Annotated in this window: 16 protein-coding genes; 11 read left to right on the forward strand and 5 right to left on the reverse strand. The window is 27.7% G+C overall.

Annotated elements, in window-relative coordinates; genetic code table 11:
* Positions 1-163: 163 nt before the first annotated feature.
* Complete coding sequence (locus tag FDK22_RS14715; protein WP_138153750.1) at positions 164-2,404, reverse strand: SulP family inorganic anion transporter; 2,241 nt, start codon at positions 2,402-2,404, stop codon at positions 164-166.
* A gap of 172 nt (positions 2,405-2,576) precedes the next feature.
* Entirely contained in the window at positions 2,577-2,831 is a 255-nt protein-coding gene (locus FDK22_RS14720; RefSeq protein ID WP_138153751.1) for a helix-turn-helix domain-containing protein, read from the reverse strand.
* 80 nt (positions 2,832-2,911) lie between these two features.
* Between FDK22_RS14720 and FDK22_RS14725 the strand changes: the two genes are divergently transcribed.
* A complete protein-coding gene (locus tag FDK22_RS14725; protein WP_171013010.1) occupies positions 2,912-3,169 on the forward strand; it encodes a transposase in 258 nt (85 codons plus the stop codon).
* 47 nt (positions 3,170-3,216) lie between these two features.
* Here FDK22_RS14725 and FDK22_RS15785 read toward each other — a convergent pair whose 3' ends face one another.
* Positions 3,217-3,363: a hypothetical protein gene (locus tag FDK22_RS15785; RefSeq protein ID WP_171013011.1), complete on the reverse strand. Its 147-nt coding sequence runs from the start codon at positions 3,361-3,363 to the stop codon at positions 3,217-3,219.
* Positions 3,364-3,541: 178 nt separating this feature from the next.
* Between FDK22_RS15785 and FDK22_RS14730 the strand changes: the two genes are divergently transcribed.
* From FDK22_RS14730 to FDK22_RS14760, 7 genes are all read left to right on the forward strand, one after another.
* The gene (locus FDK22_RS14730) at positions 3,542-3,781 is read left to right on the forward strand and encodes a restriction endonuclease subunit S domain-containing protein (RefSeq protein ID WP_138153753.1); all 240 of its coding nucleotides are present in this window, start codon (positions 3,542-3,544) and stop codon (positions 3,779-3,781) included.
* A gap of 10 nt (positions 3,782-3,791) precedes the next feature.
* Entirely contained in the window at positions 3,792-4,811 is a 1,020-nt protein-coding gene (locus tag FDK22_RS14735; protein ID WP_138153754.1) for a PDDEXK nuclease domain-containing protein, read from the forward strand.
* 10 nt (positions 4,812-4,821) lie between these two features.
* Positions 4,822-8,190 (forward strand): type I restriction endonuclease subunit R, encoded by a 3,369-nt coding sequence (locus FDK22_RS14740; RefSeq protein WP_138153755.1) that lies wholly within the window; start codon positions 4,822-4,824, stop codon positions 8,188-8,190.
* A gap of 72 nt (positions 8,191-8,262) precedes the next feature.
* The gene (rhuM, locus tag FDK22_RS14745; RefSeq protein ID WP_138153756.1) at positions 8,263-9,255 is read left to right on the forward strand and encodes a RhuM family protein; all 993 of its coding nucleotides are present in this window, start codon (positions 8,263-8,265) and stop codon (positions 9,253-9,255) included.
* A 118-nt stretch (positions 9,256-9,373) separates the two neighbouring features.
* Complete coding sequence (locus FDK22_RS14750; protein WP_171013012.1) at positions 9,374-10,054, forward strand: HesA/MoeB/ThiF family protein; 681 nt, start codon at positions 9,374-9,376, stop codon at positions 10,052-10,054.
* Positions 10,055-10,185: 131 nt separating this feature from the next.
* Positions 10,186-13,425 (forward strand): carbamoyl-phosphate synthase large subunit, encoded by a 3,240-nt coding sequence (gene carB, locus FDK22_RS14755; protein WP_138153757.1) that lies wholly within the window; start codon positions 10,186-10,188, stop codon positions 13,423-13,425.
* Positions 13,418-13,867 (forward strand): Sua5 YciO YrdC YwlC family protein, encoded by a 450-nt coding sequence (locus FDK22_RS14760; protein ID WP_138153758.1) that lies wholly within the window; start codon positions 13,418-13,420, stop codon positions 13,865-13,867. The genes carB and FDK22_RS14760 overlap by 8 nt, the downstream gene beginning before the upstream one ends.
* A gap of 1 nt (position 13,868) precedes the next feature.
* On the opposite strand, the gene FDK22_RS14765 is transcribed toward FDK22_RS14760, so the two are convergent.
* Together FDK22_RS14765 and FDK22_RS14770 are read right to left on the reverse strand one after the other, a co-directional pair.
* Positions 13,869-14,474 carry a response regulator transcription factor gene (locus tag FDK22_RS14765; protein ID WP_138153759.1) on the reverse strand — a complete coding sequence of 202 codons (606 nt, stop codon included), beginning with the start codon at positions 14,472-14,474 and terminating at the stop codon, positions 13,869-13,871.
* On the reverse strand, positions 14,471-16,207 hold the full coding sequence (locus FDK22_RS14770) for an HlyD family type I secretion periplasmic adaptor subunit (RefSeq protein ID WP_138153760.1): 1,737 nt from the start codon (positions 16,205-16,207) through the stop codon (positions 14,471-14,473). The genes FDK22_RS14765 and FDK22_RS14770 overlap by 4 nt, the downstream gene beginning before the upstream one ends.
* Before the next feature lie 120 nt (positions 16,208-16,327).
* Between FDK22_RS14770 and FDK22_RS14775 the strand changes: the two genes are divergently transcribed.
* From FDK22_RS14775 to FDK22_RS14785, 3 genes are all read left to right on the forward strand, one after another.
* Positions 16,328-18,631, forward strand: a complete 2,304-nt coding sequence (locus FDK22_RS14775) for a TolC family protein (protein WP_138153761.1) — start codon at positions 16,328-16,330, stop codon at positions 18,629-18,631.
* A 5-nt stretch (positions 18,632-18,636) separates the two neighbouring features.
* Positions 18,637-20,826, forward strand: a complete 2,190-nt coding sequence (locus FDK22_RS14780) for a type I secretion system permease/ATPase (RefSeq protein ID WP_171013013.1) — start codon at positions 18,637-18,639, stop codon at positions 20,824-20,826.
* Positions 20,827-20,969: 143 nt separating this feature from the next.
* Positions 20,970-22,163 (forward strand): VCBS domain-containing protein (locus tag FDK22_RS14785; protein ID WP_212745010.1); only part of this gene is annotated, 1,194 nt, incomplete at its 3' end.

Below are 22,163 nucleotides of genomic sequence, written 5' to 3' on the forward strand. Positions count from 1 at the left end.
TTTAATAATAGTAGATAAAATTATTAATAAATCATAATATTATATATAATAATAGTAAATAAATATTTACAAAATGATTATTCATATATTTATTTTAATAAAAAAATAAAATTTAAACAGAAATATATTTCACTCAATCAAACAATATTAAATATAAAGGTTTTTATTGCCATCTTTCTAAAACTTGAACTTCATATGTAATTTCTCTAAGTCTTCTAGACAAGTGCTTACAAAATTCTAGTAATAAATCTTGAGCTACTAAAGGATATTCTTTCAGTAACTTATCAAATTTTACTCTTGTTAAGACATATGTAGAAATATCACAATCAGCAACTGCTTCAACACTTTGTTTTTTTTCTTCAAAGAATGCCATTTGTCCTACAACTACACCAGCAGAATATGTGACTCTTCTAGTTTTAGAAGTAGTTGAGTTTTCATAAAAATACTCTTCGTGTTCATCCCAAACTGTTACACTTCCATTTCGTAAAAAATATATACAATCTGATTCATCATTTTCTTTATAGAGGTATTCATCTTTTGAAAATTTTTTTTCATCCAAGTAACCTAATAAAATCTTTTGTTCATCTTTATTAAGATTTCTTGCTACACTCATAGAATCTAAATCAATAATTTGATTGTATTTACTCTCAACAATATCATTCTCTTTTAGAAGTCTATTCTCTGCAAATTCTAATGCTAAATCGGTATATTCGTACCAATTCTCAACTTCTGGCATAATAATATCTGCTGAACACAATGCTTCATATGTATCATCACCAAATCTAATATGACTAAAAATAAAACTTTTTTTTGAATCTATTTTATTCTCATCAATAACTTGCTTTATGATATCAGCCCCTGTTATATCAATTTCAGTAACTTTTTTAAAATCTAAGATTATATATTTTGAATCAATGCTATTTATTGTTTTTCTAAGAATATCAGCAGTACCAAAAAAGATTGAACCATCAAGTTCAATAATCGAAATTTCTTTACCATTTTTTTGTAAGAATTCTCTAGCTTTTGTAGTTCTTTCTCTTTTTGATTGAATCATTGTTCTATTTAAAATATTAAAGTTAGAGTTTTTCATTGTTTCATAGATAAAAAGTAAAGAGGCAAATGCAAATCCAAACACAATTGCAATTGTAATATCTGAAATAAAGGCAGTTATTAACATAACAAGAATTATCATAAATGAGTAAAATACATCTTTAATACAATTTTGTTTTTTAGTATTATTAGAGCAATTCTTATAAAGCTTTTTAACCATAAAAAATGTTGGCATAGACATAACAATTCCAGTAAAAATTAACATAGTAGAAAGTATTATCACCGGAATATATGTTAAGTAATCATTAAAAATAAATATAAATAAAAAAATTGTAATTACATTAACAACTACACTTAATCTGGTTCTACCACCTGCTTCAAAATTAACTAAAGATCTAGCTTCAGTTCCTGCACTTGGCATTCCACCAAATAAACCTGATAAAATATTTCCTAGACCTTGACCATACAATTCATATGAAGTATTATTTTTACTTGATTTTATTTCAGGTTTATTATTTAGAAGGTTTACACTTAATAATGAACTTAATGATGACATTAAAGCTATTGCAAATGATGTAAGAAATATCTCGGGTAGAAAAGCTTTTATTAAAGTTAAAGATTGCAAAAAAGATTCATAGTTATAATTCAAATTAGGTAATTCAACTTTAACATTACCAAGCATTAAATTAGAATTTGAACTGAATAGAAAAAATATTATTCCTCCTAAAATTGGCACAATTATTGGCAGATAAACAAATATATTGAAAGGAAGTCTTTTATTCACTAACTCTTTTATTGAATTAAAATTTTTCAGTAGTAGTAAACTTAACATAATAACTGTAATAAATATCAAGAGTGCTGTTTCAGAAATATTTTTACTTTCTACATTAAATACAATAGGAAGTTGTTTTACAATAATGATTATTCCAATAGTGGTACTAATACCTTTTGTAACCGAAGATGGTAAAAATTTAATTAAATTCCCGATTTTAAAATATGCAAAGATGAGTTGAATCAAACCAGTGACTATTACACAAACAAACATCAAGCTAAATATTAATGTTAATATATCTGGATTTAAAACTTGGATTTTACTAGAAACTGAAATTAAAAAGTCTGATAAAATTAGTGCTGTAACTACAAGAGGTCCACCTATTTGTAAAGAATGATTACTAATAAAAAGTGTTACTAGTGTTCCAATGATTGCTGTATAAAATGCTGCATTAATACCAAATTGTTGAAGTTCTGGAAAACCACTAAACAATAGTAATCCACAAGCAAGAGCTAATGGTAAAGAAACTAAAGCAGAAATGATACCACCTATGATATCACTTTTATAATGGTGTATACTCAATTTTTATCTTTTTCCTATAACTAATAAGTTTTCTATCCATCAAATTAAATATTTACGAAATCATAGAGAATTATATAGCTAATTTTATAATTACATTATAAATTATATATTATTAGTAAAGAATAAAAATATTAACTTTTTAACAAAGTCAATTTAAAATTATACTTCTACATTAGATCTTTGTTTGTAAAAAATCAGATATTTCTATATTAAAAATCTTTGACATTTTATAAATATGTTCCAGATTGAAGTGTTTTTTATTTTTGTATAATTCAGCAGCAGATACCAAACTAACAGATTTATATCCCATAGCATATGATAATTCTAGTTGAGTCATATTATTTAATTCTCTAAGTTGTTTTACTTTTTTGCCAACTTGTATATAAAAATCATCTATTTCATCTTTAGAAAAATTAAACTCAATCACACTAACCTACTATAGTAATATTTTTGATTAAGTGTACATATATTAAAATTCCATATCAAACTACTATGGTGGGTTACAAAATGAGACAAAGTAAATATAATGAAAATCAGATAATTACAATTTTAAAAAAGATTCATTCAGGTTCACCTGTGTTAAAAACTTGTAAGGATTATGAAATTTCAAAAGACACATATTATAGTTGGAAGAAAAAATATTCTACTGTTTTAAAATACTTTGATATTATAGATACATTAGAATATGAGAATAAACAACTTAAAAAAATGTTCGTTGATTTATCAATAGAAAAAAATGAATTATTAAGTAGAAACTCAAACTGATACTTCAACAACACATCTATAAGCATTTAATAAATCTAAAACTGCTTCTAGTTGTGTTTCACATCTCCCAAAATTGATTTTTGAGAATCAAAATAAGCTAAAAATCCACCACCATCTTGTTCATTTATTTTATCAACTTTTAGTCCTTTTAAAAATTTACTGAAATTAACTTCGTTAAAAGTATTTTTATTCATAAATTGAATCCTTTTATTTTGATATTTAGTAATTTTAACATTTTAAAAATTGAAATTTATATAAAAAAGTTTTTAATTATTTTTAATATGATATAGTTAATTTAATTGTACTAAATGAGTTAAAAATTAATTGTACTGATAAAAAATTAAAAATATTTAAATAGAGTTGAAGATATGGGTGTTCCAATTAATTGTACTAAAATTTTTTCAAATAAAACATTTAAAGTTTTTAAAAAAAGAAAAAGTGCTTTTACCTACTAAAAAAATTGCAAATGAATTTAACTCTTTTACTGAAAATTTATATAAAGAAATTGATTTATTGAGAGGTAAAAACCAAACCCTAAAACAAACAAGAGATTTACTACTACCTAGACTACTAAGTGGAAAATTAGATATTGAAAAGATTGATATAAACTAAAGGAAAAGCCATGGCAAGTGATATATTAAATACTAAAATCATAGAAGATATCAGAAATTTACTTATTCTCTCAAGGCAAAACCTTGCCCAAACAGTAAATAGTGCCATGGTTCAAACCTATTGGAATATAGGTCGTATTATAGTTGAAGATGAACAAGCAGGAGAACAAAGAGCCGCGTATGGAAAAAAGCAGTTAGAGTTTATATCTGATAAGCTTACAACAGAGTTTGGAAAAGGGTTTGATACAAGAAACTTACGAAATATGAGGCAGTTTTATACCATTTATCCAAATTGGAACGCAGTGAGTACCAAATTAAGCTGGACACACTATAGAACACTTTTTAGAATAGAAAAAGATGAAGTTAGACAATGGTATATGCAAGAGAGCATTGCAAACAATTGGAGTGCAAGAGCTTTAGATAGACAAATAAGCAGTCTATATTATGAAAGACTTATTTCAAGTAAAGAAAAAATACCAGTAGAAAATGAAGCAAAAGAAAAGACAAAAGAGTTACAACTAACTGCTAAAGATGTTTTAAGAGACCCTTATATCTTTGACTTTTTAAATCTTCCAAGTCAATCTTTATTAGAAACAGACATTGAACAAGCTTTGATAGATAATCTTCAAAAGTTTTTACTAGAACTTGGTCGTGGTTTTGCTTTTGTATCAAGACAAAAAAGACTAAGTGTAGAAGAGCAAGATTTTTATATCGATTTAGTATTTTATAACTATAAATTGAAGTGTTTTTTACTTATAGATTTGAAGCTTGGAAAATTAACTCATCAAGATGTGGGGCAAATGGATACTTATGTTCGTATTTATGACAAGTTTGAAAAAAGTGAAGATGATAATCCTACCATAGGACTTATACTTTGTAGTGAAAAATCACAAGCAGTAGCGAAGTATTCAGTGTTAAATGATAGCAAACAACTATTTAGTTCAAAATATCTACCATATTTACCAAGTGAAGAAGAGCTTAAACAAGAGTTGTTAAGAGAGAGAAGTATTTTACTTGAAGATTTAAAATAAAAGGTTTAAAATGGCATATATAAATGAAAGTCATATAGAAGATGCAGATATAAAATTTTTCTTAGAAAATCTAAAATATGATGAGCATATCAATGCTTGGAAAGATGAACTTATAGGAAGAGACTCTCTAAAAGAAGTAGTGCTAAAAAAAAGAGTTTTTAAAGCCATAGAAAAATTAAACCCAAATATCCCAAAAGAGTGTATGTATGATGCCATTGAACAACTAAGCAAATCAAGAGTAAGTCAAAGTGAGATAGAAGCCAATAGTGAGGTTTATGAGCTTTTAAAAGATGGATATTATACCACATACAAAAATGATGAGGGAAAAGATGAACCCGTTCAGATTAAGTTTATTGGCTTTGATAAAGATAGCATTCATAATGAGTTTTTAGTCGTATCTCAACTAACTATTGAAAAACTAAGCTCCACAGGAAAAAGAAGACCCGATATACTTCTATATGTAAATGGTTTGCCCTTAGTTATGATAGAACTTAAAAGACCTGATATTAAAGTAAAAACAGGATATGACAAAAATCTTCAAGACTATAGAGAGGATATTCCTCAACTTTTTTATTATAATCTTTTTGTAGGTATCTCAAATGGTTATCAAACAAGAGTTGGAAGTTTTAATGCCCCTTGGGAACATTTCTTTTCTTGGACAAAACTAAAAGATAATGTAGAAGATAAAACTCAAGACACACTTTTAGAACTTGAAAACAAAAGTATCCATGAAAAACCAAGACTATCTTTACAAACACTTTGTGAAGGATTATGCAGTAAAACAAACTTGATAGACTATTTTGAAAACTTTGTTTTATATCATAGAAAAAGAACAAAGATTATCGCAAAAAACCATCAGTTTTTAGGTGTAAATAGAGCAATAGAAAATCTAAAAAATAGCAACGATACAAAACTTGGGGTATTTTGGCATACCCAAGGAAGTGGAAAATCATACTCTATGATTTTTTTCTCTAAAAAAATAAATAGAAAAGTTGAGGGTAACTGGTCGTTTTTGATTATTACAGATAGAAATGATTTGGATGACCAAATCTTTAAAAACTTTGTTGATACACAAACCTTAAATCTATCAACCAATCAAAATATGAAAAACAATGAATACAGAGCCAAAGGAAACAAAAGTAGGGCTCAACTAGAAGAGGCACTCAGTCAAAATAAAAGTTTTTATTTTTCTACTATATTTAATTTTGGACTGGATAAGGGAAAAGTATATAAGAAGAAATCTGACAGAGATGATTGGATAGTCATAGTAGATGAAGCACACAGAAGTCAATATAAATCATTAGGTGAAAATATGAAAATAGCATTGCCAAACGCTAAGTTTATAGCTTTTACTGGAACACCTATTTTACAAAATGGCTTAACCGAACAATGGTTTGGAAACTATGTATCAGAGTATAACTTTGCCCAAAGTATAGAAGATGGAGCAACAGTTCCTTTGTATTATAGAAAAAGTGTTCCAAGTGTGGTTTTAGAAAATGAAGATTTAAGCGATGAAGCAATGGAGATTTTAAATCAATATGATTTAAATGAAGAGCAACTTGATAATCTAAACAGTGAATACACAACCCTTTTTCAAGCAGTAAAAAGAGATGATAGACTTGATGAAATAGCAAAACATATAGTAAAACACTTCCCACAAAGACTTGATGTAAGAGATGATGAAGGCAAAAGAAAACCAATGAAAGCTATGGTTATCTCTATTGATAAGTTTACAGCTGTAAAAATGTATGACAAAGTACAACTAGCACTAAAAGAGGAAACAAAAGAGCTCATAAGAGCAAAAAAGAAAGCTAAAGGGGAAGAAAAAGAGCTAATACAGAGAAAGCTTGACTTTATAAATGAAACAAAAATGGCAGTAGTAATATCTCAAGAAGGAACAGAAAAACAAGAGAGAGAAAAGTTTGCTGCACAGGGTCTTGATATTGTTCCACATAGAAAACTTATGAACAATGCTGACGAAGATGGTAGAGATATAGAGGACTATTTTAAAGATGCAAATAATCCTTACAGAATAGTTTTTGTGACTGCTATGTGGATGACAGGTTTTGATGCACCTAGTGTTTCAACTCTCTATTTAGATAAACCTATGAAAAATCATACTCTAATGCAAACAATAGCAAGAGCAAATAGAGTTTATGAAGCAAAGAAAAATGGAATGATAATCGACTACTTTGGAGTATTTAGAAATCTAAAAAAAGCACTTAGTGATTATGCTGAGGGAAATACAAGTAGTGAAGATGAAACCAATTTGCCAGTAAAAGAGTTTGGTATGTTAATAGAACTTTTACAAGAGTCTATAAATAAATGTAAAAGTTATCTAAAAGAGTTTGATATCGATGTAGATAAAATACATGCGATAGGTGAGAAAGGGTTTAAAGAGATAGAACTTTTCAAAGACTATGCAGATATTATACTTAAAAGTAATGATAGAAGAAAAGAGTTTAATCTTTTTGTTAATACAATTGTTTCGCTTTATGACTCGGCAAAACCTGAAATATACAATTATCCCGATATAAAACAAGAAAGAGATCTGTTTACATATTTAAAAGAGATTGTAAATAGAAAGCTTGATAGAGATGAAGAGATAAATAAAGCAAGACAAGAAATTGATGAACTTTTAGATAGAAGTGTATTAGGAAACAAAGATTTAGAAGATGATACAAAAATTACTATAACAGATTATAGGCAGATAAATTTAGGTGAAATAGATTTTGAAAAGTTACGAAAAGAGTTTCCTAAAAAAGCTCACAAAAGTATTGAGTTTACAGACTTAAAAGAGTTTATGGAAATAAAACTAAAACAGATGACAGCAAGAAATAAAACAAGAGGAAACTTTTTAGAAGATTTTGAAAAAATAATTGATGAATACAATAACGGAAGTGTAGAAGTAGAAGAAGCTTATGAGACTCTATTAAAACAGATAGAAAAACTAAATGAAGAGGAAAAAAGATATATAAAAGAAGGCTTTAGTAGTGAAGAAGAGCTTGAAATATTTGATTTACTCAAAAAAGATAAACTTACAAAAGATGAGATAAGTAAAGTAAAAAAGACAGCTAAAAATTTATTAAAGATTTTAAGTGATAAAAAGAGAGAACTATTTGTTTATAATTGGTATAAAGAGAGACAAAAGCAAAGTGAAGTAGAACACACAATAGGACAAGTATTAGATGAAGAGTTACCAGAGTCTTATGATGTAAAAATTTTTAGAGAGAAAAAAGAGATAGTTTTTGAACACATATATCATTTAGCTGAATTGGGTGATGAAAGATTTGTTTATGAGACAACAAACAATAGTGATTATTTATCAGAGCTTTATGAATCAGATTTAGTAGCCCAACCAAAGCCAGAGTACAATTAAAAGTATTACATTATGAAATATTTTTATAAAAATTTAAATCATCATGATATCATAAAATAAAAAAGTAAAACTATGGAAAATCAAAATATCCTAATCTATGAAAACCAGAATGGAAATATCAAAGTTGATGTAAGATTTGAAGATGAAAGCATATGGCTAAATCAAGCTCAAATATGTGAACTATATGGAAAAGCAAAGTCAACCATAAGTGAGCATATAAAAGCTATCTTTGAAGATGGGGAGTTAGATAGAGATTCAACTGTTCGGTATTACCGAACAGTTCAAATTGAAGGCTCACGAGAAGTTTCAAGAGATATTGAACATTATAATCTAGATATGATAATAGCCTTAGGTTTTAGGGTTCGTTCAAACACTGGTACAAAGTTTAGAATCTGGGCAAATCAAAAGCTAAAAGAGTACATCAGAAAAGGTTTTGTGCTAGATGATGATAGATTTAAAAATGGCAATCAAATGTCATATTTTGATGAGCTTCAAAACAGACTTAGAGAGATACGACTTAGTGAGAAATTTTTTTATCAAAAAATCAAAGATATCTATATGACAAGTATAGATTATGACCCAAAGGATAAAAAAACAATAGAGTTTTTTAAAATAGTTCAAAATAAACTTTTATGGGCTGTAGCATCTCAAACAGCTGCCGAACTTGTACATAATCGTGTCGATATGACAAAACCACTTTTAGGTATGAACTCATATGATGGTGAGAATATAAACATCACTAAAAAAGATGTAAGTATTGCAAAAAACTATCTAAATGAAGATGAAATAAAACTTCTAGGACTTTTAGTAGAACAATACTTAGCTTTCGCAGAAACGATGGCAAATCAACAAACACCTATGTATATGAAAGATTGGATTGAAAGACTTGATTTAATTTTATCTATGAATGGAAGAGAACTTTTGAAAAATGCTGGAAATATATCTCACCACATAGCAAAAGAAAAAAGTGAACTAGAGTATAAAAAATATAAGCAACAGCAAAAAAAATTGCAAATGAGTGAGAGTTTTAAAGAATTGGAAGAGGATATTAAAAAATTAAGATAATATCTATTAATTTACTCAACATTAAATCTTGACAAAAGTCAAACTATTTTAAACTAAATCTGCTATCATTATAAACATAGATATAAAAAATATACAACTAATTTACTAAGGATTATGCATGAGTGAGATTCATGAGTTTTTCAACAGACAAATAAAACTTTGGGGTGAGGAAACACAAGATTCCCTTCAAAATAAAAAAGTAGCTATTATAGGAAGTGGTGGACTAGGGTGTAGTTTAGGTATTGCACTTGGTGCTTCTGGTATTGGAGAGTTTGCTTTTGTTGATTTTGATGAGGTTGGAGTTCACAATATTCATAGACAAATTGGTTTTAAAGTTGGTGATGATGGTAAAGCAAAATGTGAAGTTTTAAAAGAGCTTGTTGAATCAAGATGTCCTTATACAAAAGTAACTGCATATAAAGAAGGTTTTGAAGAGTTTGCCACAAGAGATTTAGAATTTGATTTGATTATAGATGCAACTGATAACTTACCAACAAGAGCTGCTATAAATGAGTATTGTTTAAACAAAAAACAACCATGGATTTATGGAAGTGTTGAGGAGTTTCATGGACAAGTATGTTTTTTTGAAGAAGCATCTTATGAAGCTGTATTTCAAATAAATGATAGAAAACCAAATGGAATTGCTTGTCCTATTGTTATGCATATAGCATCTTTACAAGCAAATTTAGCAATTAGACATCTTGCTGGGCTTCCTGTAAAAAAAGATATTTTATATTACCTTTCATTTGATTCTGAGGGTGTATTACAAAACCAAAAATTCAATCTTCCAAAAAATTAAATACGAGTGTCAATAGACACTTGTATAAGCTTTAAACAAAACTACTAATCTCTAACCCTTTTTTAAGTACTTTTTTACTATAATATCCAGATTTTTAACTATATAATTGAAACTATTACGGGGAACTATAAATGCCAAAACGAGAAGACATAAAATCTATTTTACTTATCGGTTCAGGACCAATTGTTATTGGACAAGCTTGTGAATTTGATTACTCTGGTACTCAAGCAACGAAAACGCTTAAAGAGTTAGGATATAGAGTTGTTTTAATCAATTCAAATCCAGCTACTATTATGACTGACCCTGAATTTGCAGATAAGACTTATATTGAGCCTATTACAGAAGAGGTTGTTGCAAAAATAATTGAAAAAGAAAATATCGATGCTATTTTACCAACAATGGGTGGTCAAACTGCACTTAATGTTGCAACTTCGATGTACGACAAAGGGATGCTAGATGGGATTCATTTCCTAGGTGCAAATCCTGAAGCAATTAAAAAAGGTGAAGATAGACACCTATTTAATGAAGCTATGATTAAGATTGGTATGGATTTACCAAAAAGTGCAAATGCTTATACTTTAGAAGAAGCAATTAAAGTTGCTAAAGAAATAGGTTTCCCAGTAATCTCTAGGGCATCATTTACACTTGCAGGTGGTGGTTCTGGTGTTGCATACAATATGGATGAGTTTAAATTACTAGCAGAAGCTGGTCTTGAAGCATCTCCAATTAATGAAATTGAAATCATGGAATCTATGCTTGGTTGGAAAGAATACGAAATGGAAGTTATCAGAGATAGAAAAGATAACTGTATTATTGTATGTTCAATTGAAAACCTTGACCCAATGGGTGTACATACAGGTGACTCTGTAACAATTGCACCTGCACTTACTCTTACAGATAAAGAGTATCAAAATATGAGAAATGCATCATTTGCTATTTTAAGAGAGATTGGAGTTGATACAGGTGGTTCAAATGTTCAGTTCTCAATTTGTCCAAAAACAGGAAGAATGATTGTAATTGAAATGAATCCAAGAGTTTCAAGATCATCAGCACTTGCTTCTAAAGCAACAGGTTATCCTATTGCAAAAGTTGCTACACTACTTGCCGTTGGATTTACATTAGATGAGATTGAAAACGATATTACAGGAACAGCAGCATCATTTGAGCCAGTAATTGATTATATCGTTACAAAAGTTCCAAGATTTACTTTTGAAAAATTCCCTAAAGCTGACTCAACACTTACAACAGGTATGAAATCAGTTGGTGAAGTTATGGCTATTGGTAGAACATTTAATGAATCTATTCAAAAAGCACTTTGTTCAATGGAAACTGGAATAGTTGGATTTGACCCAATTTGTGATGATTTAGAAAAAATCAAAGCAGAAATTAGAAGACCAAATGCAGATAGATTAAGATATTTAATGGAAGCATATAGAAAAGGTCTTACAAATGAAGAGATTTTTGAATTATGTGCTATTGACCCATGGTTCTTAGCTAAATTTAGAGAAATCTACAATATTGAGCAATCAATTGATGAATCAATCCTTAGTGATGAAATTAAAATGAGAAATGCTAAAACAAATGGTTTCTCTGACAAGATGATTGCTAATTTAATTGGTAAATCAGAAGAGGATGTTTATCGTGCTAGAAAAGCTTTAGATGTAGAGTTTGAGTACAATGAAGTTGATACTTGTGCTGCTGAGTTTAAAGCTTTAACTCCGTACCTTTATTCAACTACAAATATTACAAAGTTACCAAAAGTTGAGAAAAAAGATGATGATAAGAAAGTATTAATTATTGGTGGTGGACCAAACAGAATTGGACAAGGTATTGAGTTCGATTATTGTTGTGTACATGCCTCATTTGCATTAAATGAAATTGGTGTAAAAACAATCATGTATAACTGTAACCCTGAAACAGTTTCAACAGATTATGATACGTCAGATATTTTATATTTTGAACCAATTGATTTCGAACACGTAAGATCTGTAATAGAAACTGAGCAACCAGATGGAATTATTGTTCACTTTGGTGGACAAACTCCATTAAAACTTGCAAATGCTATCCATGATGCAGGTGGAAAGATTATTGGTACAACGGCAGAAGTTATTGATTTAGCTGAAGATAGAGAAAAATTCTCTACTTTTGTTGAAAAAGCAGGATTATTACAACCAGACAATGGTACAGCTGTAGAAGTAAATGAAGCAATAGAAATTGCTGAAAGAATTGGATATCCAGTATTAGTTAGACCATCATTTGTTCTTGGTGGTAGAGGTATGAAAATTGTTTACTCGACTGATGAGTTAAAACAATATATGGATGAAGCAGTATCTGTATCAAATGATGCACCAGTTTTAATTGATAAATTCTTAGATAGAGCAATTGAGCTTGATGTTGATTGTATTTGTGATGGAAAAGAAGTATATATTGGTGGAATTATGCAACATATTGAGGAAGCTGGTGTTCACTCAGGTGACTCTGCTTGTTCTTTACCTCCAATCTCAATTGACCAAGAGTTAATTAAAGAATTAGAATCTAAAACAAAAGCTATGGCATTAGGTCTTGGTGTTGTTGGACTTATGAATACTCAATATGCTATTCATAAAGGGCAAATTTATCTAATCGAAGTAAACCCAAGAGCATCTAGAACAGTTCCATTTGTAAGTAAAGCAACAGGTATGCCACTTGCAAAAGTTGCAACTAGAGTTATGTGGGGTGAAAGCTTAAGATCTGCACTTGATAACTATAACGCTGATTTAGTATGGGAAGATAATGGTGTATTAAAACCAATCTTAAAAGACCATGTTGCAGTTAAAGAAGCTGTATTCCCATTTAATAAACTTAGTGGTTCAGACCCAATCTTAACTCCAGAGATGAAATCAACTGGAGAAGTTATGGGGATTTCTGATAACTTTGGAGAGTCTTATGCAAAAGCACAAAGTGCGGCAAAAAATCACTTACCAACTGAAGGTAAAGTATTTATCTCTTTATGTGACTTAGACAAAGAGTTTGCACCAAAATTAGCATCTGATTTAATCAATGAAGGTTTTACAGTTGTTGCAACAGGTGGAACACATAAAGTTATTTCTGAAGCTGGAATTGAGTGTGAAAAAGTACTTAAAATTAGCGAAGGTAGACCAAATATTACTGATAGTATTACAAATGGTGAAATTGCATTAGCATTTAATACTTCTGATGGAAAAGGTTCTTCAAAATCTGATGGACAAGATATTAGAAGAGTGGTACTAAAAGAGAATATTCCTTATGTTACTACAGCAGCTGCAGCTTTAGCTTGTGTTGAAGCTATGAAAGTGTTGAAACAAAAAGATGGTGTAGGTGTTAAATCTATCCAAGAATTTTTAAATGACTAAATCATCAGAAAAAGTATATTTAGTTCAAACTGACACAACTGTAGGTTTCTCATCATCTAGTGATGAGAAACTTTCAGGAATAAAACAAAGACCAAATTCTCAAAAAATGCTTCAAACAGTAGATTCTTTTAAGACTTTAAATAGTTTTACAAGAGTTCCTAAAGAGCATAAAAAAAGAGTTAGACACTCTAAAAAAACAACTTTTATTTATCCCAATGGCAATTCATATAGAGTGATTTTTCAAGATAGTGATTTTTATAATTTTATTAAGAAATTTAAGTCTTTATATTCAACTTCTGCAAATCTAACTGGAAAAAATTTTGATGAGATATTTGCAAAAGAAAAAAGTGATGTTATTGTTTATTCAAAAGATAATTTTAATGAAACAACCGCTTCAACAATTTATAAACTATCTAAAATAAAGAAAAAAAAGATTAGATAAACTAATTTATATTATTTTTATAAACTAACGCTAAAGCCAATCTATCCTTTACTTTTAATTTTTTAAACAATGAACTAATATGTTTTTTTACTGTAACTTCTGCAATGTCAAGGGTATTTGCAATTTTACTATTAGTTAAGCCTTGGGCTACTAGTTCTAAAACTTCTAATTCTTTCACTTTTAAATCTTCAAAAAGTTTATTCTCATTGTTTCCATTCAAAGGAATTGAATTTATTAAAAACTGCATTAACTCAGGATAAACCCAAGTATTTCCATTTTTTACAGTTTCAATTACACTTTCTATTATAGAGATATTACTTAAAGAGTGAATATATGATTTAAAACCTTTTTTTAGTAGTGTACAACCTTCAATATTATTTGTTGCATTTCTTATAGCTATAAATTTACAATTATAATTATCAGATAATTCTTGAAATATTTTATCTGAATCATCACTATCTAAATGTTGTAAAAATAAAATACTCTCTTCTGAAATATTTAGATTATAAAACTCTTCATATTCTCCAATTTGAATAATTTCAAATTCTGATGATTTCTTTAATTCATTTATTAAGAAATCTTGTTTAGTAAGTGCTATTATTTTCATATGTCAAGTGACCTTACAATTGGTTTTAAAATGTAGCTTAAAATTGTTTTCTTACCAATTAGTATATCTGCATCTACAGTCATACCTGGTTTAATTTCAAGTTTTTTATTATTGTTTAGAAATTTTGTATCTGCTTTTATATGTACAATATAACTCTCTTTTTCTGGGTCTTTTTCATCAACTAAAGTATCAGCAGAGATATAAGATATTTCACCCTCAACAGCACCATATAAAGAAAAATCATAAGGTCTTAGTTTTATTCTAACTTTTTGCCCTTCATATAAAAAACCTATATCAGCTGGGTCAACTTTTATTTCTGCTAACATATATTTCGAGTCAGGGACAATTTGAGCCATTACAACACCAGGAGAAACTGCTTCCCCTTTTGTTTTAACATTAATCTTTTTTATAACTCCATCGTTTGGAGATTTTATAATTGTTTCAGTTAATTTTTCTTCTAAAAACTTTAAATCTTCTTTTACAGTTTTTAAGTCATTATATACAACTAAAAGTTCATCTTTTGCTTTTGATCTATAATCTTCTGTTGTTTCATCAATACTTCTTTCAATCTCTTTAATTGATGATTTTAAAGTAGGTATTGAACCTTTTAAGCTTTTTAATTCAGCTTCGACATCATTTTTCTTTCTTTGTAAGTCAAGTAATTCAACCTTTGAGATGATTCTATCTTCAACTAAAGGTAGTTTTATTTTCATCTCTTTTTGTATTAAGTTATAATTATCTTTAGTGATTTTTAGATTTTTATATGCATCATTTAAATCATTTTTTCTTTGTGATAATTGCTCTTTTAGTACACTTATTGAAGATTGAAATTTTTTCTCATTTATTTTAAATAGTTGTATTTCATTTTCCATTATTTCTGGGTCATATTTTACAACTTCTTCATCTTTTTTAATTTCAGTATTTTCAGCTTGTGCTTTTAATCTTTGAGCTTTTGCAATGAATGTATACATATTATATTTATTTTTTTCAATTTCACTTTTGTAATTTACATCTGAAAGTTTGAAAAGGATTTCATCTTTTTTTACTTTATTACCCTCTTTTACAAAACTTTCTTTTAATATTCCACCATCAAGGGATGAAATTGTTTGAATATTTGTACTTGTAATAACTTTTCCATTTGTTTTTACAATATCATCAATCTCAGAAAAATATGACCAAGTTAATAAAAATAAGATTGTAAAAGATATAAGCCATAAAACCTTATGCAATCCACTTGATGTTCTAAGTAATATTGCTGAAGAAAATGATGGCATAAATTCTAACGTAGATTTATCATGTTTCTTTTTTAAAAGGTTTTCTTCATTAACTTTTTTAAGTGTTTTTTCTTTTGTTATATCATTACTTGTGATAATAAAACCAATATGTTTTTTTTCATCATTAAATAATGGTGTTATAATGGTATCTGTCCAAATTAATGAGTCAGTGTGAGAACTATGTTTAATCTCACCTTTCCAAGTGGTCTTTAAACTTTTTGCCTCATTAAATTGATTATCAAAGTTTATGATTGAATCTTTCTTAATCAATATTGAATAGGGTTTATTAATTAGTTCAGATGGTTTATATTTAAACACATTACAAAGACTTGTACTTACATGTTTGATTATTCCATCAATATCTGTAAGTGCCAAAATCACATAGTTATCTAACAATTCTCTGTTTTGAAAAGTAAAACTTCTTTTCAACTGGTCGTCAAAATCTTTTTTTTCTTCCACTTGTAACCTTAATATTAGATAAAATCTAAGAAATGATTTAAATTAGTTATTATTTTATAAAAATTTTTATAAAACTTTGGTAATATATACATCAATTCTTAAGAATGTAGGGAGAATATAATGAACATAAGAATAAAAAGTTTTATTATTTTTCAATTTTTAATGGTTTCTTCTCTTTTTGGATTTTCTATAAAAGATGGTTTTCCATTAGCTTTAGAAAATGATATGGATTTTAAAATCAATAAAAACAATTTAAATAATATAAATATTGATAAAAAAATTGCTGATTCTTTATTGTACCCTTCAGTAGATTTTTCTGCGAAAGTTGAAGCTAGTAACTTAACACAAGGAAAACTTACTCCTGATAATGAACCTTTAACAAAATCTGACAACTATGAATTGAAATTTACTCAACCTATATTTGACGGTTTTGAATCTTCTTATGAAAAAAAGCTTCAAGAACAAAAATTTAAATCTGCTGTTTATTACTTAAAAGAGACTCAAAATAATATTGCACTAAATTATGCAATTGCTTATGTAAATACTTTAAGGGAAAAAGATTTACTAAATCTTAGTAAAGAAAGCTTACAAATTAGCAAAGATATATTTGATAAAGTTTATAAAAAAGTTAATGTTGGATATGGAACAAAACTAGAGTTTGACGAGGTAAAAGCTAATATGGCTGAAACTCAAGTTAATTTAGATATTCAAAAAATAAATTTTAAAGAAGCAATTGAAAACTTAAAATTGTATGTTCAAAGTGATTTTGATAGTAGTGAACTTGAAAAACCAAATTTAAATATAGAATTACCAAAAAATGTAAAAGAAGCTTTAGAAATAGCTTATAACGAGAATCCATCAATTAATGTTTCAAAAGCAAATGTTTTTGTTGCAAAATTTGAACAACAAAGGGATAAAAAAGATTTTTATCCAAATTTAGATTTTGTAGGATCTTATAACATTAATAATGCCTTATTTAAAGAAAGTGACGAAGAATACAATGAATATAAGGTTGGATTTGAAGTTTCATACAATTTATTTAATGGTGGTAAAGACACCCTTAAAGATAAAAAAGCTTTACAAAATATAAAAGATAAAGAACTATTAGTTAAAAAAAGCGAATACCAAGTAAAAACGGATTTAAGACTTGCTTGGAATGCCTATAACTTAAATAATGAAAAACAAGAGAGTCTAAAACAATATTTAATAGTAAAAAAAGATGTTTTAGATGCTACAAATAAAGAGTTTGATTTAGGACTTAAAGATTTAAACACTCTTTTAGAAACTCATATAGAATATGTAGATATTAAAAAAGATTTAATTAGAAATACATATGATTTAATGATTGCAAAATATGAAATACTAAGTGCAATGGGTAATTTAAGTGATGTCTTAGAAGATAAATTACCAACTTTAGATAAAGTTAATACTAGTGATTTAGTTCAAAATATGCAAAAAGAATTAGACTTTTCATATGATAAAGATGAAAAACATAAGCAAAAAAAATTAGCTGTATTAAATAAAAATAAAAAAGTGATTTCAAAAGAAAAATATGAAAAACCAATAAAAAAAGTTTCTTTCCAAAATATCAATTATGAAAAGTTAAATAAAAATCTTGAAAAAAATATAACAGATACAATAGAAAATGAGTTTAAAGAGAAGTTTTTAAATGCTTCAAAAAATAAATATACAATTAATCTTGCTATTTCTGATTCAGAAATAAAAGCTCAAAGATTATTGGATAGATACGAGTTGAACGACAACGCTTTTTTCTTTAGTTTTAGAGAGGTAAATCCTTTACAAAGAATTGTAATGGGAATTTATGATTCAAAACAAGAAGCTAAAAAAGCTTTATCAAAACTTCATAAAAATCTAAAAAGAAATAAACCTATTATAGAAAAAATTGCTATTAAACAAAGAGTTTATCATAAATATCATAGTAAAAATGAATTAATTAAACAAGATATTTATACAGCACAAGCAACTACTACAAGTATTAAGCCTTTAATTAAAAAAGTTGCTTTTTCTACTATTGAACCAGTTACAAATAAAGTTCCTAATAAAAATTTAGAAAAAAGAGTAGAAAACTTTCAATATAATAGTTTTAAAGATAAGTTTTTAAATGCTTCGAAAGATAAATACACTATAAATTTAGCATATTCAGATTCTGAAATAAAAGCTCAAGCCTTATTAGATAAATATGGATTATCAAATAATGGTTTCTTTTTTAAATTTAGATATGAAAATCCATTACAAAAAATTATGCTTGGAGTTTTTGATTCTAAAGAGGAAGCTTTAAAAGCTATGGCTTCTTTACCTAACGGTTTAAAAATAAATAGACCAAGAGTAGAAAAAGTTTCAATTAAACAAGCTTTATTCCATAAATATAATAAAAATTATTCTACTAATCTTGGGAGTATATAATTTAAATGCTACAAAATGATAATATTGATTTTAACTCTATAAAAGAGTACAACCGAGAAAATTCAATTCTTGATACCCTTACAATTTATTGTAAAATGAATGGTAGACCTTATTCAAAAGAGTCTTTAATTGCAGGTTTACCTGTTGAAGCGGGAAGAAATACTCCTATTTTATTTTCAAAATCTAATTCTAAATCGCTTTTTTCAAGGGCTGCTTCAAAAGCAGGATTTAAAACTAAGGTTTTAAGAGCCAAGTTATATGATATAAATCCTTTAACATTACCTTGTATTTTGTTATTAGATAATAAAAAAGATAAAGATGAACTTGAAGCTTGTATTCTTTTAGGTTTTGATGATGAGTATAAAAATGCAAAAGTAATTTTCCCTGAAGCTGCTGAAGTAGAAAGTTTAGTTCCAATTGAAGAATTAGAAAAAAGATATTTTGGCTTTGCTATACTTCTTAAAAAAGAGCTTGATTTTAAAGAAGATAAAACATCTTTATCAATAAAAGAAAGCCATTGGTTATGGGGAAGTGTAAAGATTGTAAGAAATGTTTATAGGGATGTAATTATTGCTTCTTTATTAATCAATCTTTTTGTTCTTTCTACACCACTTTTTACAATGAATGTTTATGATAGAGTTATTCCTAATAATGCAGTTGATACCCTTTGGATATTTGCAATAGGGGTTGTTTTTATTTATGGTATTGATATTGCATTAAAATTCTTACGTTCATATTTTTTAGAAACTGCAGCCAAGAAAACTGATATTATCGCTTCTTCAATTATTTTTGAAAAAGTTTTAGACCTAAAAATGTCATCGGTTCCAAATTCAGTTGGTTCTTTAGCAAATATCTTAAAAGAGTTTGAGAGTATTAGAGGATTTTTAACCTCTTCAACAATTGCTTTATTAATTGATGTTCCATTTATTTTTATCTTTTTACTTGCTATTTATTTTATTGGTGGAGCTTTAGTAATGGTTCCTATTTCAATTATTATCATTATTTTAATCTACACATATTATTCAAAAATAAAATTAGCAAATAGTATCAAAGAATCATATGATGCAGGTTCAAATAAAAATGGTGTATTGATTGAAAGTTTATCTTCGATTGAAACAATTAAATCTTTAGGGGCAACTGGATATTCTCAATGGAGATGGGAAGAAGCTACTTCAAAAATTGCTGATAAAAGTATTAATACAAAAATGATATCTTCTTCAATTACAACAGTAACTTCTTTTTTAGTTCAGTTAAATACTGTTGCACTTGTTATAATGGGAACATATCTTATTATTGATAATGAACTTACTATGGGGGGATTAATTGCAACAATTATTATCTCTTCAAGGGCTATTTCACCTATGGGACAAGTTTCATCACTGTTATCAACATTTCAGCATACAAAAACTACATATGAGGCCTTAAATGATATTATGAATTTACCTGTTGAACATCCTCAAGGTAAAAAGTTTGTAACAAGGCCAGAATACAAAGGTAAAATTGATTTTAGAAATGTAAACTTTACATACCCAAATGCAGATAAAGAGACTTTAAGTAATATCTCTTTTAGTGTAGAACCAGGAGAAAAAGTTGCAATTATTGGTAAAATAGGATCAGGTAAAACAACAATTCAAAAACTACTTGTTTCTTTATATCACCCTAATGAAGGTTCTATTTTAATTGATAATATTGATATAAAACAATTAGACCCATCAGAACTTCGAAAAAATATAGCATATGTATCTCAAGATGTTTTACTTTTTGATGGTACCGTAAAAGAAAATATTGTTTATAGAACGCCAAATATTGATGATGAAAAAATCCTTGAAGCTGCTAAAATTAGTGGTGTATTAGATTTTGTTAATAAACATCCAAAAGGTTTTGATATGCCTGTTGGAGAGAGGGGTTCTTTCCTTTCTGGTGGACAAAAACAAGCAATAGCTATCGCTAGGTCAATTTTATTGCCATATCCAATTGTATTATTTGATGAACCAACTAGTTCTATGGATACATCATCTGAAAATAGATTTATAAATAGTATTAGAAACTATCAACAAAATAAAACTGTTATTTTAGTTACCCATAAGACATCACTTTTAAGACTTGTGGATAGAATTATTGTTGTTGAAGATGGGCAAATTGTCTTAGATGGCAAAAAAGATGTTATTATCAATAAGTTAAATAATAAAAAATAAGATTTTAATCTTTTTCTCTATAATTAATAGGTTGACTATTTATAGCCAACCTTTCTTAAAAAATAATTTATACCAAAGTATACTTTACAAGATATAATAATTTTTATAATATAGTCATAATAATTTGTGTAAAAGGATTTATTATGGCAATTGCGAGAATTACAGATATTAGAGGTCTTGTTTCATTGGATAATGGTATTTCACAAGAAATATTAAAAAACAAAGATGTTATATCAGAACACGGTGGTTTATTAACAATTAGTGAATTTGCTAATATAGTTTTTGATGATGGTAGAGTTGTAGAAGTAACTGGTCCTGTAAGTTTCAATCTAGATTCAAGTTTTTTCAATGAAGTTACATTTGAAGATTCAATAACCCAGATAAGTGATTTTGCAAGTTTAGATTATATAAATAATGATTTAGAAGAAAATATAATCGAACCTCAAATTGAAGACTCTACTTTAGAACAAAATAATGCAACAATTGATATTCAATCAGAGCAATTAGATACACAATTAAATACTCAAAACACTGAATTAGTAGAAGAAAATAATTCAGAATTTACACAAACACAAAGTACTATTACTTTTGAAGATAATATTGAAAATGAAGATGAGCCTGTAGTAGATAATGATAACCAAGCTCCAATTGCTAATGCCGAAGTTAACGAATTAAATGAAGATACAATTATTAATGGTCAAATTGATTTTTTTGATCCCGATGGAACGGCAACAGTTGCAGTAAATGGAAATATCCCAACAGGATTAACATTAAATCCAGATGGAACATATGAGTTTGATGCAAGTAGTTATGATAGTTTAGCAGAAGGTGAAATCCAAAATATTGAAGTTCCATTAACCGTTACAGATAATAATGGAGCTACAACAGAAACAACATTAACAATTAATATAGTAGGAACTAATGATGCAGCAATTGTTAGTAGTGCAACAGCAAACTTAATAGAAACAGATACAGCACTAACTACAAGTGGAACATTAACAAGTACAGATGTAGATAACGCTGATAATACTTTTATAGCAAATACAATAGTAGGCTCAAAAGGAACATTTACAATAGATGAAAATGGAAACTGGGACTTTACTGCAAATTCAGCATTTAATGAGTTAAATACAGGAAGTACTTTAAGTGAAACATTTACAGTATCAAGTATAGATGGTACAGAATCAACAGTAACAGTAAATATATCTGGAACAAATGATGCTATGACTGGATTTGAGATGAATGAAGTTAATAACTTCACTGAAGATTCAACATCTGCAGGAGATACAGTAACAACAGTAAAAACTGCACCAAGTGATGAAGATGGTGGAGATATC

This window comes from Arcobacter arenosus (genome assembly GCF_005771535.1).
GTDB classification, from domain to species: domain Bacteria; phylum Campylobacterota; class Campylobacteria; order Campylobacterales; family Arcobacteraceae; genus Halarcobacter; species Halarcobacter arenosus.